Origin of the sequence: Streptosporangium lutulentum, assembly GCF_030811455.1 — a bacterium.
GTDB lineage: Bacteria > Actinomycetota > Actinomycetes > Streptosporangiales > Streptosporangiaceae > Streptosporangium > Streptosporangium lutulentum.
This window is the reverse complement of the sequence record NZ_JAUSQU010000001.1, coordinates 5243406-5258878: the sequence shown is the minus strand read 5'-3', so window position 1 is coordinate 5258878 and position 15473 is coordinate 5243406. Positions and strand designations below refer to the sequence as shown.

At 69.6% G+C, this 15473-nt stretch carries 14 protein-coding genes; 10 read left to right on the top strand and 4 right to left on the bottom strand.

Annotated features, from left to right (window positions below; translation table 11 throughout):
- The first annotated feature begins 50 nt into the window (after nucleotides 1-50).
- The 3 genes from J2853_RS23485 to J2853_RS23475 are packed head-to-tail and all read left to right on the top strand — an operon-like array spanning nucleotide 51 to nucleotide 3223.
- A complete protein-coding gene (locus J2853_RS23485) occupies nucleotides 51-1553 on the top strand; it encodes an Nramp family divalent metal transporter (RefSeq protein ID WP_307561370.1) in 1503 nt (500 codons plus the stop codon).
- A gap of 10 nt (nucleotides 1554-1563) precedes the next feature.
- Nucleotides 1564-2121 carry a hypothetical protein gene (locus tag J2853_RS23480; protein WP_307561368.1) on the top strand — a complete coding sequence of 186 codons (558 nt, stop codon included), beginning with the start codon at nucleotides 1564-1566 and terminating at the stop codon, nucleotides 2119-2121.
- A 58-nt stretch (nucleotides 2122-2179) separates the two neighbouring features.
- Nucleotides 2180-3223: a TerC family protein gene (locus J2853_RS23475; protein WP_307561366.1), complete on the top strand. Its 1044-nt coding sequence runs from the start codon at nucleotides 2180-2182 to the stop codon at nucleotides 3221-3223.
- 55 nt (nucleotides 3224-3278) lie between these two features.
- On the opposite strand, the gene J2853_RS23470 is transcribed toward J2853_RS23475, so the two are convergent.
- From J2853_RS23470 to J2853_RS23460, 3 genes are all read right to left on the bottom strand, one after another.
- Nucleotides 3279-3458 (bottom strand): hypothetical protein, encoded by a 180-nt coding sequence (locus tag J2853_RS23470; protein ID WP_307561364.1) that lies wholly within the window; start codon nucleotides 3456-3458, stop codon nucleotides 3279-3281.
- Nucleotides 3459-4501: 1043 nt separating this feature from the next.
- Nucleotides 4502-5254 carry a GntR family transcriptional regulator gene (locus J2853_RS23465; protein ID WP_307561362.1) on the bottom strand — a complete coding sequence of 251 codons (753 nt, stop codon included), beginning with the start codon at nucleotides 5252-5254 and terminating at the stop codon, nucleotides 4502-4504.
- Between the two features lie 126 nt (nucleotides 5255-5380).
- Nucleotides 5381-6727: an MFS transporter gene (locus J2853_RS23460; RefSeq protein ID WP_307561359.1), complete on the bottom strand. Its 1347-nt coding sequence runs from the start codon at nucleotides 6725-6727 to the stop codon at nucleotides 5381-5383.
- A gap of 100 nt (nucleotides 6728-6827) precedes the next feature.
- Between J2853_RS23460 and sucC the strand changes: the two genes are divergently transcribed.
- From sucC to J2853_RS23430, 6 genes are all read left to right on the top strand, one after another.
- Nucleotides 6828-7991: an ADP-forming succinate--CoA ligase subunit beta gene (sucC, locus tag J2853_RS23455; protein ID WP_307561357.1), complete on the top strand. Its 1164-nt coding sequence runs from the start codon at nucleotides 6828-6830 to the stop codon at nucleotides 7989-7991.
- Nucleotides 7992-8071: 80 nt separating this feature from the next.
- Complete coding sequence (gene sucD, locus J2853_RS23450; RefSeq protein WP_307561355.1) at nucleotides 8072-9013, top strand: succinate--CoA ligase subunit alpha; 942 nt, start codon at nucleotides 8072-8074, stop codon at nucleotides 9011-9013.
- A complete protein-coding gene (locus tag J2853_RS23445; protein ID WP_307561353.1) occupies nucleotides 9010-9882 on the top strand; it encodes a hydroxypyruvate isomerase family protein in 873 nt (290 codons plus the stop codon). Before sucD ends, J2853_RS23445 begins: the two co-directional genes overlap by 4 nt.
- A 63-nt stretch (nucleotides 9883-9945) precedes the next feature.
- A complete protein-coding gene (locus J2853_RS23440; protein ID WP_307561351.1) occupies nucleotides 9946-10815 on the top strand; it encodes a 2-hydroxy-3-oxopropionate reductase in 870 nt (289 codons plus the stop codon).
- Nucleotides 10812-12542: a glyoxylate carboligase gene (gene gcl / locus J2853_RS23435; protein WP_307561349.1), complete on the top strand. Its 1731-nt coding sequence runs from the start codon at nucleotides 10812-10814 to the stop codon at nucleotides 12540-12542. Before J2853_RS23440 ends, gcl begins: the two co-directional genes overlap by 4 nt.
- 12 nt (nucleotides 12543-12554) lie before the next feature.
- Nucleotides 12555-14099, top strand: a complete 1545-nt coding sequence (locus tag J2853_RS23430) for an aldehyde dehydrogenase family protein (protein ID WP_307561346.1) — start codon at nucleotides 12555-12557, stop codon at nucleotides 14097-14099.
- Between the two features lie 241 nt (nucleotides 14100-14340).
- On the opposite strand, the gene J2853_RS23425 is transcribed toward J2853_RS23430, so the two are convergent.
- Nucleotides 14341-14730: a DUF6703 family protein gene (locus J2853_RS23425; protein ID WP_307561344.1), complete on the bottom strand. Its 390-nt coding sequence runs from the start codon at nucleotides 14728-14730 to the stop codon at nucleotides 14341-14343.
- A gap of 380 nt (nucleotides 14731-15110) precedes the next feature.
- On the opposite strand from J2853_RS23425, the gene J2853_RS23420 reads away from it, so the two are divergent.
- Nucleotides 15111-15389 (top strand): antibiotic biosynthesis monooxygenase family protein, encoded by a 279-nt coding sequence (locus J2853_RS23420; RefSeq protein WP_307561342.1) that lies wholly within the window; start codon nucleotides 15111-15113, stop codon nucleotides 15387-15389.
- The last annotated feature ends 84 nt before the right edge of the window (nucleotides 15390-15473 follow it).

Below are 15473 nucleotides of genomic sequence, written 5' to 3'. Positions count from 1 at the left end.
GGCGAATCGGGGCACTACCAGGATCAACCAACCCCCCAGGAGGTCCTCAGGTGGACACGTCAAAAACACCGGCGTCAGCGGAGACCAGCCAGGTCAACGCTGTGCCGGGTCAGGAAGAACGAGTATGGCGGGCGGGCGGCCTGGAGCCGATGCCCATCCGCACCCTGCCCGATGCGCCCCCGTCGATCCACATCCTCGGACCGACGGTGTTCCTCGTCGCCCTCGGCGTGGGCATGGGCGAGTCTTACATGTGGCCCCGGCTCGTCCTGCTCTTCGGGCCTGAGATCCGGTGGCTGTTCCTCATCGGCGTCACCTTGCAGGCCGTGGTGATGCTGGAGATGGCCCGCTACGCCATGGCGACGGGGGAGAGCATCTTCTTCGGCGCCGCCCGGGTGTTCAAGCCCCTGATGTGGTTCTTCTTCGTCGTCGCGATCCTCGTCTACATCTGGCCGGGGCACCTGTCGGCGGGAGCCGCGGCCTTCGAGCAGATCACCGGAATACCGTGGGTGATCACAGCCTGTATAGGGCTGGTGCTGGTCGGCGTCGTCTTCAGCCTGGCAAAGGTGATCTACAACCTGCTGGAGAGCCTGCTGTCGATCCTGATCGGCACGCTCGTCGTCGGGACCGCCATCGTGGCGGCGATGGTCGGCACCTGGAACGACGTGGTGAGCACCATCGCCGGGATGTTCTCGTTCGGCTACCTGCCGGAGGAGGCGATGTCCGCGGCCTGGTTCCCGGTGATCGTGGGCGCGATCGCCTTCGCGGGACCGTCCGGTATGCAGCAGATGTGGTACACCCTGCACCTGCGTGACTCCGGGGCCGGCATGGGCTCTCACATCCCCGCCGTCCGCGGTCTCCGGCACGCCGGCGAGGAAGAGGTCATGCCGTCGCGTGGCTTCATGTTCGACACCGACAACCCCGAGGAGATGCGCAAGTGGAAGGGGTGGCGGCGCTGGGTCACCTTCGACGCGCTCCTGCTCTTCTGGGGCATCACGATGCTGGTCACGATCTCCTTCACCGTGATCGCCCAGGCGGCGACGAGGAGCACCCCGGGCATTCGGGAGGTCATCGAATCGGGTGAACGGGAGGCCGCGCTCTACGCCATGGCCGACTCCTTCGCCTCGGCGGGCAGCTCGGTGCTGGGTGTCGTCTTCCTCGGCTTCATCGCGCTGATCGGTCTCAACGCCACGCTCGGCCTGTTCGACTCCTTCTCCCGAGGGCAGGCGGACATGTCGTACCACTTCGTGCGCGGTGCGAAGAAGTTCGGGATGTCCCGCCTGTATGCGGGCTTCCTCTGGGGCGTCATCGCGTTCGGCATCCTGATCCTGCTGTTCGGCCCGGCCGACGGCCCGAGCGGGATTCTCGACACGCTGGCCTTCCTGTCGACGTTCGCCATGGGCGCCTACTGCGTCACGCTGCTCCTGGTGAACAACCGCATGCTGCCCAAACCGATCCGGCCGAAGATCTGGACCAACCTGATCATCGGCTTCGGAGCGGTGTTCTACCTGGGAATGCTGTTCTACAGCCTGTTCGCCTTCGGCGTGGTCCTGTGAGCTGGGGCCTGTGCTGATGCGAAACCGCGCTGAAATCGCCCTTCCCGGGGCGCTGATCGGAGTCGTAGCCGGTGCCATGGCTGGGGGGCTGACCCTGTTCGCGGGGCAGTCCGTCAGCTGGGCCGTGGTCTCCTCGCTGGCGCTGGCCCTTCCCCTCGGGCTTCTCGGGGCCGGGTACGGCATGCTGCTGGGGCAGAGGCTGTTCAGACCGGGGGTGTTCGCTCCGGCGGGCCTGTACTGGCTGGTCGGCTTCCCCCTGTCCCGGTTGCTCCAGGAAACGATCACGGGCCTGGCCATCTTCGGTCAGATCACCCTCCCCGGCGGCGTTCTGGGATTCCTGGCCTACCAGGCCATGGTGAGCCTCGGGTTCGCGATCGGATTCATCTGGGTGCACGAGAGGCTCATGCCGCACTGGTTGATGCGCCTGCGGGAGCGCAATCCGCAGGCGCGCGAACTGTTCGCCGTCTACGTCGAGCACGCCGAGGCGATGTGGACGGCCAAGGAGCGCCGCCGCGCTCAGACCCGAGCACAGAGAACTCAGACTCGCGCGCAGAGAGGAGCGCGATGAACACCGCCATTCGGGGGTGGCAGGCCAAGGAGCGCCACCGGGCGCCGAGAGGAGCGGGATGAACATCCCCACCTGGGTGTGGTTGGTCACGGTCGCGGGATTCATGCTCGTGCTGGCCGTCGACTTCTATCTCGTCGCACGTAACCCCCGAGAGCCTTCCTTTCGGGAGTGCACGCGGTGGGTGATCTTCTACGTACTGCTCGCCGTCGCCTTCGGTGCGGGAATACTGGTGCTCAGCGGTCCCTCCCACGGAGGTGAGTTCTTCGCCGGATGGATCACCGAGTACTCGCTCAGCGTCGACAACCTGTTCGTCTTCCTGATCATCATGAGTCGTTTCTCGGTGCCGACCCGCTACCGGCAGAAGGTGCTCCTGGTCGGGGTCGTTCTGGCCCTTCTCCTACGGGGCGTCTTCATCGCGGCCGGAGCGGAGGCCGTGACCCGGTTCGACTGGCTCTTCTACATCTTCGGCGCCTTCCTCATCTACACCGCGTGGAAGCTGATAGGCCACGAGGAGGAGGAAGCGGAGTTCTCCGAGAACATCGCGCTCCGCACGGTAAGGCGCTTCGTCCCCGCGACGGACGCCTACCATGGCTCGTCACTCGTCGTGAAGATCGACGGACGCCGGGCCGTCACGCCGATGCTGATCGTGATGTTGGCGATCGGGACCACGGACCTGTTGTTCGCCCTGGACTCGATCCCCGCCATCTTCGGGCTCACCAAGGAGCCCTATCTGGTGTTCACCGCCAACGCCTTCGCGCTGATGGGGCTGAGGCAGCTGTTCTTCCTGATCGGAGGGTTGCTGGACCGTCTGGTCTATCTCAGCAAAGGCCTGTCGATCGTCCTGGCCTTCATCGGTGTGAAGCTCGTGCTGGAGGCGTTGCACCACGACGGCGTCTCCTGGGCTCCGGAGATCCCCATCATGGTCTCGCTAGGAGTCATCGTCGGCACCCTGGCGGTCACCGCCGTCCTCAGCCTGATCAAGTCGAGGAACGACCGCGGTCGCGCCGTCGCCGATCCGCCGGCCGACGCGGGTGACCTGCCCGGCCAGGCCGGTCCCGCTGATCCGGACGGAAAGCGGAGCGAGGTTCACGCCGACGGCTGAGGCACCGGCAGTCGTCGCGAGCGGGTGGTCTCCTCGGGGGAGGCCTCCCGCTCGCTCACTTGCGCACGTCGACTCTCTCCTCGCTCGTCCAGCGGCGCAGATGGCGCTCCACGCCGTCTGCCGAGCGGTGCTTCCTCATGGCCGTCGCGAGGCCGAGCCCCATCATGCGGCCGTCCGCGTTGTACCCTCCGGTCCTGTCGGAGAGAAAACGGAAGCGCCTAAGAAACGCTCTCATCGGTCATCACCATCCAATTCTGGTCTTAAGTATCTGCCCCGGGTGTTTCGTTGAAACAATCCGCGGGTGAATTCTGTGTCAACTGATCTCGACCGGCTCGCGCCGGGCTTTTCACCTGCATCGTTCTCAGCGTGGAAACCCCTGACTTTAATCCCGGAAGGAAACGCGGGCCGGTGTTGTGCGATTCGGCGGTGCGTCGGGCGGCGGCGACGGTCAAGCCGTCGCACGCGTGCTCGGCGGTGCGCCATCCGGCCGACCGGCGGAGAGGAAACGCCTGTGGGGCGGCCGGGCGGAGCCGAACGGCGTGAGCCGGGCGAACGGTTGTCGGCGACGTGGGAAACCCGGTCCAGGCAGGTCGGAATTCCCGGCTTCGGCCGCGGGGAGATGCCGAACGGGTTGATCCCGGCTGAACCGGGTCAATAATGGTCTGGTTTGTACCAGTTCATTGAAGTGTCCGATCTTTGGCATGTCCGTTGGAACAGCCAGATCCGCGTCGGTTTTTGGGAGATGTCGTTCCGCCCCGGATCGGTGAAAGCGAACCGGGGCGCATCGGAACGGTTCGGGAACGGCCCGGCTCACGTCAGGCAGGTCCAGAAACGGCCGATCTGTGTCGGATTGATTGGTGTCGTCCTGGCGGGAGTCGGCCCGGCTCTCTCTGGGGGAGCCCGCTTCGGATCCGGCACGCGCCCGGCCGGCTCGCGCCGGGTCCGCACGTGCCCGGGTCCGATGCGCCCGGGTCGGCTCGTGCCCGAGTTCGCACATGCCCGAGTCGGTTCGCGCCGGGTCCGCACGCGCCGCGTGAGCCCACGGCGGATCGGCGCGCACCGGGGTGGACTCGCATCACCCGGTTCGGGCCGACTCGGCCCGGGGCAGACCGGCCTGGATCGGTTCGATGCGGACCGGTTCGATTCGGCAGATTCAGGGCGACCCGGCTCACTTCGGTGCGATCCGCTGCGAGCGGGTCGTTTCGAGTCAGGTCGGCCGGTTCGGGTTCGAGCCGGGTTCGGCCGGGTCCGAGTCGGGTCGAGTCAGGTCGGTTCGGGTCAGCTTGGGCTGAGTGAGCGCGGGCGTCTCCGGCGTGCGGCGGGTGCCGCCGGCTCGGCGGCCTCGTCCGGTTCGGACGTTCGCTGATCGAGGTAGGACGAGCGGGTGTGCTCGGTGTGGTCGCGCATGATCTGGGCGGCCCGGGTCTCGTCGCCCGCCTCGATGGCGTCGATCAGCAGCGCGTGCTCCTCCCAGGAGTCGCGGCCGCGCTGGCGGGCCACCGGCGTGTGGTACCACCGGACGCGGCGGGAGACCTGGGAGGCCAGTTCGGCCAGCACCGCGTTGCCGGAGAGCTCGGTGACCAGGGCGTGCAGCTGTGAGTTGGCCGCGACGGACCCCTCGATGTCGTCGGCCTCCAGCGCGCTGAGCCCCCGCGCGCACAGCTCGCGGAGCCGTGCCACGCCGTCGTCCTCCCGGTTCAGGGCGGCCAGCCGTGCGGACTCGGTCTCCAGCAGCGAGCGTACGGCGAGCAGCTGGTCGGCCTCCTGCACGGTCGGCGCGTGGACGAACGCTCCGTGGCCGGGACGCAGGTCGACCCAGCCCTCCCCGTTGAGCATCTGGAGGGCTTCGCGGACAGGCTGGCGGGAAACGCCCAGAAGCTCCGCGAGATCACTCTCCGCGAGATGCTGACCGGGGCTGAGACCGCCGCTGACAATGAGCTCCAAGATCGCCTCGAAGACGCTCTCCCGGAGGGTGGCCGGGCGCGGGATCTTGGGCGCCGCCCCCGAGTTCGCCAATTCCGACCGCACCATGTGTGTTCAGCTCCAGGATGAGACGACGCGGCCCCCTTTGCTTGGATGGCCTATTGTTTGTCGTCGACTGCCTACAGTATACAGTTCGGGGGAGACTCTCCGTGGTGAGTCTGATCACATCATCGCTCATCGCGGCAGTGTGACCGGATGACCCGGTTGACGCAGCGTAGTGCTGAGGGCCGCCGCGGCCAGAACCAGCGCCGCGGCGAGGAAGAAGATCGCCGCATGATCCGACACGGTCAGCGCGAGGCCCGCGAGCCCGACGCCGACCAGCCCGGCGACCGCCTTGGCGCTGTAGACAACGCCATTGATCGGAGCGATGTGCTCCTCGCCGAAGTATTCGCGCACCAGGCTGGCGATGAGCGGGTAGAACGCGCCCCCACCGAAGCCGGCGGGCACCGTCGCCACCAAAAGCATAGCCTCCGATCCCGTCACCGCCCCCCAGGCCAGCAGTAACTGCCCGAGGGTGAGCAGCGCGAGGACGGCGCTGAGGGTGCGCCCGCGCCCGGCGACCTCGGCGGCGAGCATCGCGCAGGCGCGTCCGGCGCCGTTCAGCACCAGGAGCAGGGCGACGGCCGCCCAGGGCGCCACGCCGTCGAACGTCACCCCGGCGGCCCCCGTCGCGGTCGCCGAGCTCGCCAGGGCGCCGGAGGTCGCCAGGGCCACCACGTCGAAGATGGAGACCGCGCCCGCGCAGACCAGGATCAGCACCAGCGTGGGCAGCGATCCCGTCCGCAGTGCCTGGCCCAGGGAGAACTGCCGCACCGCCCGCGGCTCCCTGCGCAGCGCGAGTCCGTCGAGGGCCCAGGTACGCGGGTCGAGGTGCGAGGGCCACCAGTTCCGGGGCGGCAGGCGCACGAACACCGCCGCCGCACCGATGGCCGCCCACGCGATGATCGCCGAGGCCACGAACAGCGGCTGGAGACCGCTCCCGTCGAAGCCGACCGCCACCGCGAGCGGGGCGGTGCCGTAGGCGAAGGCCCCGGTCGTGAAACCCACGCGCGAGGCCGGGCGCTCGGGATACCAGCGGGCCACGGTCTCGGTGCACGCGCCGTACACCAGGCCGGCGCCCACGCCGCCGAGCAGCGCGTAGCCGACGATGATCGTCGGGATGTCGCGGGCGAGGGCCACGGTGAGCAGCGCCGTGCCGCTGAGCAGACCTCCGGCCCACAGGGCGACGCGGATCCCGAGCGCGCCGCGCCGCAGGAGGAGGGCCGTGGGCAGGGCGACGGCGGCCTGGCAGACGATCCAGACGGCCAGCGGCGCCAGGGCCGCGACGGCCGGCCACCCGTGCCTGTCCAGGAGCGCGGGTACGGCCGCGGCGTAGCCGTACTGCATGGGGCCGATGGCGGCCATGGCCGCCCAGGGCAGCCAGAACATCCACGACCTGGGGCGGTTGATCAGATCCTGCGAGCTGTCGCCGACGAGGTAGTCACGCCCGCGCCAGTCTCGGACCAGCTGCGTTTTTTCCATACTGTATGGAATATCCGCCACGAGTGGTCCTTGTCGAGGGCTGGACGGCTAGATTTCCATACGGTATACCGTGTACAAGAACCGTATTAGGGGAGGCCGCGTGGACCTGTTCGAATATCAGGCGAAGGAGCTCTTCGCGCGGCACGGGGTGCCCGTCCCCGACGGCGCGGTCGCGGAGACTCCGGAGGACGCCCACCGGATCGCGACGGACCTGGGAGTCCCGGTGGTCGTCAAGGCCCAGGTGAAGACCGGGGGCCGGGGCAAGGCCGGGGGCGTGCGGGCCGCCCCCGGCCCCGGCTCGGCGCGGGACGAGGCGCGGCGGATCCTCGGCATGGACATCAAGGGCCACATCGCGGAGACCGTGCTGGTGGAGTCGGCCACGGTCGCCGTGGAGGAGTACTACGTGGCCTACCTCGTCGACCGGGCCAACCGGTGTTTTCTCGCCATGGCCTCGACCGAGGGCGGCATGGACATCGAGGAGGTCGCGGCGAACCGGCCGGAGGCGCTGATCAAGATGGAGGTCGACCCCCTCACCGGGATGAACGAGAGCACCGCGCGCGAGCTCCTGGAGCGGGCGGGGTTCCCGTCCGAGGTCCGGGGAGCGGCGGCCGAGGCGCTGGTCCGCCTCTGGCGGGTCATGGTGGAGGAGGACGCCCTCCTGGTGGAGGTCAACCCGCTGGCCTGGACCGCCGGCGGCGCGATCCTCGCCCTCGACGGAAAGGTCAGCCTGGACACCGGGGCCGCGTTCCGCCACGACCACGCGGCCCTCGCCGGCCGGGAAGGCGACGACGGGCTGGAGTCCCGCGCCCACGCCAAGGGCCTGAACTACGTCAAGCTCGACGGCCAGGTGGGCGTCGTCGGCAACGGCGCGGGCCTGGTGATGAGCACCCTCGACGTCGTCGCCCAGGCCGGTGAGCGCTTCGGCGGCGTCCGCCCGGCCAACTTCCTCGACATCGGCGGCGGGGCCTCGGCGCAGGTCATGGCCGACAGCCTGGAGATCATCCTCTCCGACCCCGACGTCAGATCGGTCCTCGTCAACGTCTTCGGCGGCATCACCGCCTGCGACGCGGTCGCCGACGGCATCGTCTCCGCCCTCGAACTGCTCGGCGACCGCGGTCTGGGCCGCCCCATCGTCGTACGGCTCGACGGCAACAACGCCGAGCTCGGCCGTCAGATCCTCACCCTGGCCGGGCACCCGTCGGTCCACCAGGTCACGACCATGGACGGCGCCGCCGACGAGGCCGCCAGGCTCGCGGCGGCATGAGCGGACCGACCAACCAGACACGGCCAGCCCGCGGATCCGGCAGACGGAGGGCACGCGGGCGCTGAGAGGGAGTGGCAACTATGGCGATCTTCTTGACAGGCGACAGCAGGGTTGTCGTGCAGGGCATGACCGGCGCGGAGGGGAAACGGCACACGGCCAGGATGCTCGCGGCGGGCACCGACGTGGTCGCCGGGGTCACGCCGGGCAAGGGCGGCGGCGCGGTCGACTTCGCCGAGCGGCGGGTGCCGGTGTTCGGAACGGTCGCCGAGGCGATCGCCGAGACCCGGGCGGACGTCTCGGTGGTCTTCGTGCCGCCGAGGTTCGCCAAGGCCGCGGTCATCGAGGCGGTCGACGCGGGGATCGGCCTCTGCGTGGTCATCACCGAGGGCATCCCCGTCCACGACACGCTGGCCTTCTGGGCGCACGCCCGGGCCGCCGGAGGCGGGACCCGCATCATCGGCCCCAACTGTCCCGGACTGATCAGTCCCGGCGCCTCCAACGCGGGCATCATCCCGGCCGACATCACCAGCGCCGGCCGGATCGGCCTGGTGTCGAAGTCGGGCACGCTGACCTACCAGCTCATGTACGAGCTGCGCGACATCGGCTTCTCCACCGCGGTCGGCATCGGCGGCGACCCGGTCATCGGCACCACCCACATCGACGCCCTGCAGGCCTTCCAGGACGACCCGGGCACCGACGCGATCGTGATGATCGGTGAGATCGGCGGAGACGCCGAGGAGCGCGCCGCCGCCTACATCGAGCGGCACGTGACCAAGCCGGTCGTCGCCTACGTGGCGGGCTTCACCGCCCCCGAGGGCAAGACCATGGGCCACGCCGGCGCGATCGTGTCCGGCTCGGCCGGCACCGCGCAGGGCAAGAAGGAGGCTCTGGAGAAGGCGGGCGTCCGCGTCGGCAAGACCCCGAGCGAGACCGCCCGCCTGATGCGCTCGGCGCTGACCCAGCTCTACGGCGAGACCGGGAAGTCCTCTCTGGCGACCGTCGCGTCCGGGGAGGCACCGTGAAATTCGACGTCAACCTCTCGATCCTCTTCACGGAGTTGCCGCTCCTGGAGCGGCCCGCCGCCGCGGCCAAGGCGGGGTTCGACGCGGTCGAGCTCTGGTGGCCCTTCGACCGTCCCTGCCCGGCCGACCGCGAGATCGAGGCGCTGCGCCGCTCGATCGAGGACGCCGGGGTGCGTCTGGTCGGCCTGAACTTCGACGCGGGAGACATGGCCGCGGGCGACCGCGGCCTGCTGTCCAGGCCCGACGGATCCGCGCGGTTCCGCGCCAACATCGAGGTCGCGGTGGGCCTGGCCGGCACGCTCGGCTGCCGGGTGCTCAACGCCCTCTACGGCAACCGCGCGCCCGAGCTGTCCTCGGACGCCCAGCACGACCTGGCGCTGTCCAACCTGTCACGGGCGGCCGAGGCGGCGGCCGGGATCGGGGCCACGGTCGTGGTCGAGGCGCTCAACTCCTACGAGAGCCCCACCTACCCGATCGTCTCCTCCGCCGCGGCCTTCGAGGTGATCGACCGGGTGGGAGCCGCCAACGTGGCCTTCCTCGCCGATCTCTACCACCTCCATCGCATGGGCGAGGACGTGCTCGCCCTCATCGACGAGAACTCCCACAGGTTCGGCCACGTGCAGTTCGCCGACGACCCCGGGCGGGGCCAGCCGGGCACCGGTGCCATGCCGTACGACCAGATCCTCGACCGCCTGCGCGCCTCGGAATACCGGGGGAACATCGGGCTCGAATACCGTCCCGTCGGCCCGAGCGCGGAGAGCTTCGGGTGGGCGGACCGATGGATGCCGGGTGAGCGGGCGGGCGGAGCGGGCGGCCGGAGCTCCCAGGAGACCCCGCCGTCCGCGGAGCACACGAGAAGTGGGGAGTGACCGTGAACCTCCTCCCCTCCCACCACAGCCAGGGCCCAAGGTCTCCACGCTGGAAGGATTGAGATGAACATCGGATTCATCGGTCTCGGGATCATGGGTAGCCCGATGGCCGCCAACCTGGTCCGGGCCGGGCACACCGTCGTCGGCCACGACATGAGCGGCGACCGGATGGACGCGCTCGTCGCCGCCGGGGGCAAGTCCGCCGGCAGCGTGGCGGAGACCGTCGCGCAGGCGGAGGTCGTGATCACCATGCTGCCCGACTCGCCCCAGGTGGAGGAGGTGGCCTTCGGCGACGACGGCCTGTTGCAGTGCGGCGGGCAGGGGCTGATCCACCTCGACATGAGCACCGTGAAGCCGGAGACCTCCCGCAGGGTCGCGCAGGCCGCGGCCGTCAAGGGGATCAGAGCGCTGGACGCGCCGGTGAGCGGCGGGGAGCGCGGTGCGGTCGACGGCACCCTTTCGATCATGGTCGGAGGGCGTTCCGAGGACTTCGAGGCCGTCCGCCCGATCCTGGGGGTCGTGGGCACGACGATCGTGCACGTCGGGCCTTCGGGGGCCGGGCAGACGGTGAAGGCGGCCAACCAGCTCGTCGTCGGCGGGATCTACGGCCTGGTCGCCGAGGCGATCGTGCTGCTCGAAGCCTCGGGGGTGGATCCGAGCAGCGGGCTGGACGTCCTGGCCGGCGGGCTGGCGGGCTCCCGGATCCTCGACCTCAAGCGGCAATCCATGATCAAGCGGGAGTTCGCCCCTGGATTCCGTATCGACCTGCACCACAAGGACATGGGCATCGCGATCGCCGCCGCACGGGAGGCGGGAGTGTCCCTCCCGTTCACCGGCCTGGTCGCCCAGCTCATCGCCGCGGCCCGTGCCCAGGGGCACGGATCGCTGGACCACTCCGCCCTGCTCAAGGTGATTGAAAGGATCAACCGGTGAAGCGGATTCCCTGTATGGAGGCCGTGGTCGCCGTCCTGGAGTCCGAGGGCGTCGACACCGTCTTCGGCATTCCGGGAGCGGCCATCCTTCCGCTCTACGCGGCGCTCCAGCACAGCGCCATCCGAAACGTCACGGTCCGGCACGAAGAGGGGGGCACGCACGCGGCCGACGGCTGGGCGCGGGTCACGGGCAACGTCGGCGTCTGCATCGGCACCTCGGGCCCGGCCGGCACCAACATGATCACTGGGCTGTACACCGCGCTCGCCGACTCGATCCCGATGATCTGCATCACCGGGCAGGCGCCCCGGGCCAAGCTGCACCAGGAGTCGTTCCAGGCGGTCGACATCGTGGAGATCGCCAGGCCGGTCACCAAGTGGGCGGTCCAGCTCAAGGAGCCGGCCCAGGCCCCCTGGGTGTTCAGGGAGGCTTTCAGGATCGCGCGGTCGGGACGGCCGGGTCCCGTCCTCATCGACCTGCCGATCGACGTGCAGCGCGGCACCTGCCTGTACGACCGGGAGATCGACAGCCCGTTCCCCGTGGAGCTCCCCGAGCCCCAGCCGGCGGCCGTCAGGGCCGCCATGGACCTGCTCATGGGCGCGTCGCGGCCGCTGATCCTGGCCGGTGGAGGAGTCGTCATCGCCGACGCCGCCACCGAGCTCCGCGCGCTGGCCGAGCATCTGCAGATCCCCGTCCAGGTGACCCTGATGGGCAAGGGGGCCTTTCCCGAAGACCATCCCCTCTTCGCGGGAATGGCGGGCATCCAGACCCAGACCCGCTGGGGCAACGCGGCTCTGCTGGAGAGCGACCTGGTGCTGGCGGTGGGCGCCCGGTTCGGCGATCGGCACACCGGTGACCTGGAGACCTACCGGAAGGGCCGCAAATTCATCCACGTCGATATCGAACCCACCCAGATCGGCCGGGTCTTCGAGCCCGACCTCGGGGTGGTCGGCCACGCCCGGCCGACGCTGGCGGCCATGGGCCAGGAGGCGCGCCGCCGTACCAAGGAGCGCGAGCCCGGACGATGGCCCGACCGGGTCACCGAGCTGCGCCGGACGCTGCTCCGGCGCGACGACTTCGACGACGTGCCGATCAAGCCGCCGCGGGTCTTCCGTGAGATCAACGACTACTACGGTCCCGACACGACGTTCGTCACCGCGATCGGCCTCTACCAGATCTGGTCGGGGCAGTTCCAGAAGACCTACCTGCCCAGGCGCTATCTGGTCTGCGGGCAGGCGGGACCGCTGGGCTGGGAGGTGCCCGCCGCGATGGGGGTCAAGTGCGCCTACCCCGAGCGCCAGGTGGTGGCCGTCGCGGGCGACTACTCCTTCCAGTTCCTGATGGAGGAGATCGCGGTGGCCGCGCAGTATCGCATCCCCTTTGTCATCGTGATGATCAACAACGAGTATCTGGGTCTGATCCGGCAGGCCGAGATGCCCTACGACATGAATTACGCGGTCGACCTGCACTACGGAGAGGGCGGCGTCGACCACGTGAAACTCATGGAGGCGTTCGGCTGCCCGGCCCGGCGTGTCGAGCAGCCGGGTGACATCCGTGACGCGCTGGCCTGGGCCTCGGCCGAATCCGAGCGCGAACGCCTCCCCGTGCTGGTCGAGGTGATGGTCGAGCGCGAAGCCAACGCGGCCATGGGCGCCTCTCTCAACACGATCAAGGAATTCGAGCCGCTGCCCGAGCAGGAACTCGCCCTGGCCATCGACTGGTCCGACTGAGAAGGGGAATCCATGTCGTTCATGCTCAAGCCCGGCACGACCTGGTCCGACGCCTACGACCGGTGCGTGTCGGCGGTGCCCGAGGCATTCCACGACGACCGAGTCCTCAACCACTGGGGCGGGTTCTGGCAGCGTGACGGCCGCCCGGTGCCCGGCGTCTCGCCGGTGGACGGAACCGCCATCGCCGGTCCGCCCCGGCTCGACAGGGCCGCGGCCTCCCACGCGGTGCAGGCGAGCCTCGACGAGCACCGCCTGTGGCGGCACGTGCCGCTCGACGAGCGCAAGGCGCGGGTCACGGCGGCGCTGGAGGCGCTGACCGCCCACCGCGACCTGCTGGCCCTGCTGCTGGTGTGGGAGATCGGCAAGCCGTGGAAGCTGGCGACCGCCGACGTCGACCGGTGCATCGAGGGGGTGCACTGGTACGTGGCCGAGATCGACCGGATGGTCGCGGGCCGGACCCCGCTGCACGGGCCGGTCAGCAACATCGCCAGCTGGAACTACCCGATGAGCGTGCTGATGCACGCCATGCTCGTGCAGGTCCTCGCCGGCAACGCGGTCATCGCCAAGGCGCCCACGGACGGCGGGCTGGCCTGCCTCACCCTCGCCTGCGCGCTGGCCACCCGGGAAGGGCTACCGATCACCTTGGTCAGCGGGGGAGGTGCCGAGCTCTCTCCCGCGCTGGTGCGCGGCACGGAACTGGGCTGTGTCTCCTTCGTCGGCGGGCGCGACGCCGGCGGGCAGGTGGCCACCTCCCTCGCTGACCTTGGGCACCGGCACGTCCTCGAACAGGAGGGGCTCAACTGCTGGGGGGTGTGGGAGTACGGCAACTGGGAGCTGCTGACCGGGCAGATCCGCAAGAGCTTCGACTACGCCAAGCAGCGCTGCACGGCCTATCCGCGCTTCGTGGTGCAGCGCTCGCTGTTCCACGACTTCCTGAACGCCTACCTGCCGGCGATCCGCTCCGTGCGGTTCGGCCATCCGCTGGCCGTGGAGGCCCCCGACGATCCGCTGCCGGACCTCGACTTCGGCCCGCTGATCACCAATGCGAAGGTCAAGGAGCTCGCCGACCAGATCGACGAGGCGGTGGCCAAGGGCGGGGTGCCCCTGTACCGGGGGTCCCTCGACGACGGCCGTTTCCTGCCCGGTCAGGACACCTCCGCCTACCTCGCGCCCGTCGCCGTCCTCACTCCGCCCCGCTCGTCGCCGCTGTTCCACGCCGAACCCTTCGGGCCGGTCGACACCATCGTGCTGGTCGACACCGAGGCCGAGCTGCTGGCCGCGATGAACGCCAGCAACGGAGCACTGGTCGCCACGATCTCCTGCGACGAGGAGGAGACGGCCAGGCGGCTGGCCTCCGAGGTGCGGGCGTTCAAGGTGGGCGTCAACGCGCCGCGTTCGCGCGGCGACCGCGAAGAGCTGTTCGGCGGCCTCGGCGCGTCGTGGCGGGGCGCGTTCGTCGGTGGTGAGCTGCTTGTCCGGGCCGTCACCCAGGGGCCCGACGCGGAGCGTCTGCCGGGCAACTTCCCCGGCTACACGCTGCTGCCGCCTTCCACCTGACCGATCGGCGGCCTGGAGACCGGCCGGAGAGCGCCGGTCCGGGGCGCCTCACGGTCTGGGGCCGGGCGGTACGACCGATCCGTTCAGACCGAGCGGGCCGGTCGACCGCTCCGGCCGGGCGCCCGGCTGATCGTTTCGGTCTCGCGCTTCTTCTGGGCGGTACGGCGGACCCCGTACCGCCCAGAAGCCGTGCCGCCTGAAAAACCGCCTGAAAAGCGGGACCGCCGGGAAGCCACGCCGCTCAGAAAGCGCCGAAACGGTCGGCGACCAGCAGGATCAGGAAGGTGAGCAGCGTGACACGCATGACGCGACCCCCGGCGCCCAGTGACGGCCACGACATGTAGGCGAGCCAGCCGACGAACCCGAGGACCACCAGCGCCGCGAGCCCGCCCACGAAGGACGGCACCGCGAAGCCGACCAGGAGAAGGATCACGAGCGCTACCGGAGCGATCCAGCGCGGCAGCTGGAAGAGGAAGACGAGTGGGGCCGCGCTGCGCTGCTCGACCTTCTTCCGCAGGCCCGTCGCGCCAGGCGTGAAGAACTGCTCGCCCGCCGGCAGCGGGCGTTTCGCCTGCTGAGGGCGCCGCTGGGACAGAGGATGTGCGGGGCGTTCACCGCGCTTGTCAGCCACAGCCCGAGCCTAACGCCGATAAGCCGCGGAGCGGCAGACGCTGGAGGTCGGACCGGGTCACAGATGGTGCAGACGGTAAGACAGCGGCAGGTGGTGGCAGACGGTAGGGCAGAGCAGGTAGTGGACGGCGAGCAGCGCGGGACAGGGCAAACAGAGCGGGCGTCAGGCCGAGATAGGCCGAGCAGGCAGCAGGCAGCAGGCAGTAGTGCGACCTTCCTCATTGGGAGTACGGGTTGTCATCGGTCCGGGACGCCGCGAGCGGAAGGCCACCCTGAGGGCCTCAGGTTCTCGACCGCGTATTCGCGACCTCCATTGAGGAACCCCGCAGTAAGCGGAAGGGCCGGGGCGGGGAGGGGGCGGCGCTCTGGCATGCTGGGCGGATGCTTGCTCTCATCCGTTACTCGGTGCCGCCCGGCCAGACCGAGGAGTTCCTGAACCAGGCCCACGACATCGTCGACACCCTGGCGGGGCAGCCCGGATACGTGCGCGGCCGGGTGTCGAGATCGGTGGACGAGCCGGATCTGTGGGCGCTGGTCAGCGAGTGGGAGGGCGCCGGGTTCTACCGGCGGGCACTGGGTGCGGCGCGGATGGCGATGTATCCGCTGATGACATTGATGATCAATGAGCCGAGCGCGTTCGAGGACGTGGACAGGCCCTGACGTCCCTTATGCGTCCCGCCGGACGAGGAAGTGAGGCGGGCCTCATGGTTTAAGCGCATGTCCCGGCGGTCCGGCTCCCCTAAG

Coding starts and splice junctions, on each gene's coding strand:
- J2853_RS23440 (WP_307561351.1), top strand. CDS start 9,946: ATGAACATCGGATTCATCGGTCTCGGGATCATGGGTAGCCCGATGGCC.
- J2853_RS23475 (WP_307561366.1), top strand. CDS start 2,180: ATGAACATCCCCACCTGGGTGTGGTTGGTCACGGTCGCGGGATTCATG.
- J2853_RS23430 (WP_307561346.1), top strand. CDS start 12,555: ATGTCGTTCATGCTCAAGCCCGGCACGACCTGGTCCGACGCCTACGAC.
- J2853_RS23465 (WP_307561362.1), bottom strand. CDS start 5,254: ATGGTGCGGTCGGAATTGGCGAACTCGGGGGCGGCGCCCAAGATCCCG.
- sucD (WP_307561355.1), top strand. CDS start 8,072: ATGGCGATCTTCTTGACAGGCGACAGCAGGGTTGTCGTGCAGGGCATG.
- J2853_RS23460 (WP_307561359.1), bottom strand. CDS start 6,727: ATGGAAAAAACGCAGCTGGTCCGAGACTGGCGCGGGCGTGACTACCTC.
- J2853_RS23420 (WP_307561342.1), top strand. CDS start 15,111: ATGCTTGCTCTCATCCGTTACTCGGTGCCGCCCGGCCAGACCGAGGAG.
- J2853_RS23470 (WP_307561364.1), bottom strand. CDS start 3,458: ATGAGAGCGTTTCTTAGGCGCTTCCGTTTTCTCTCCGACAGGACCGGA.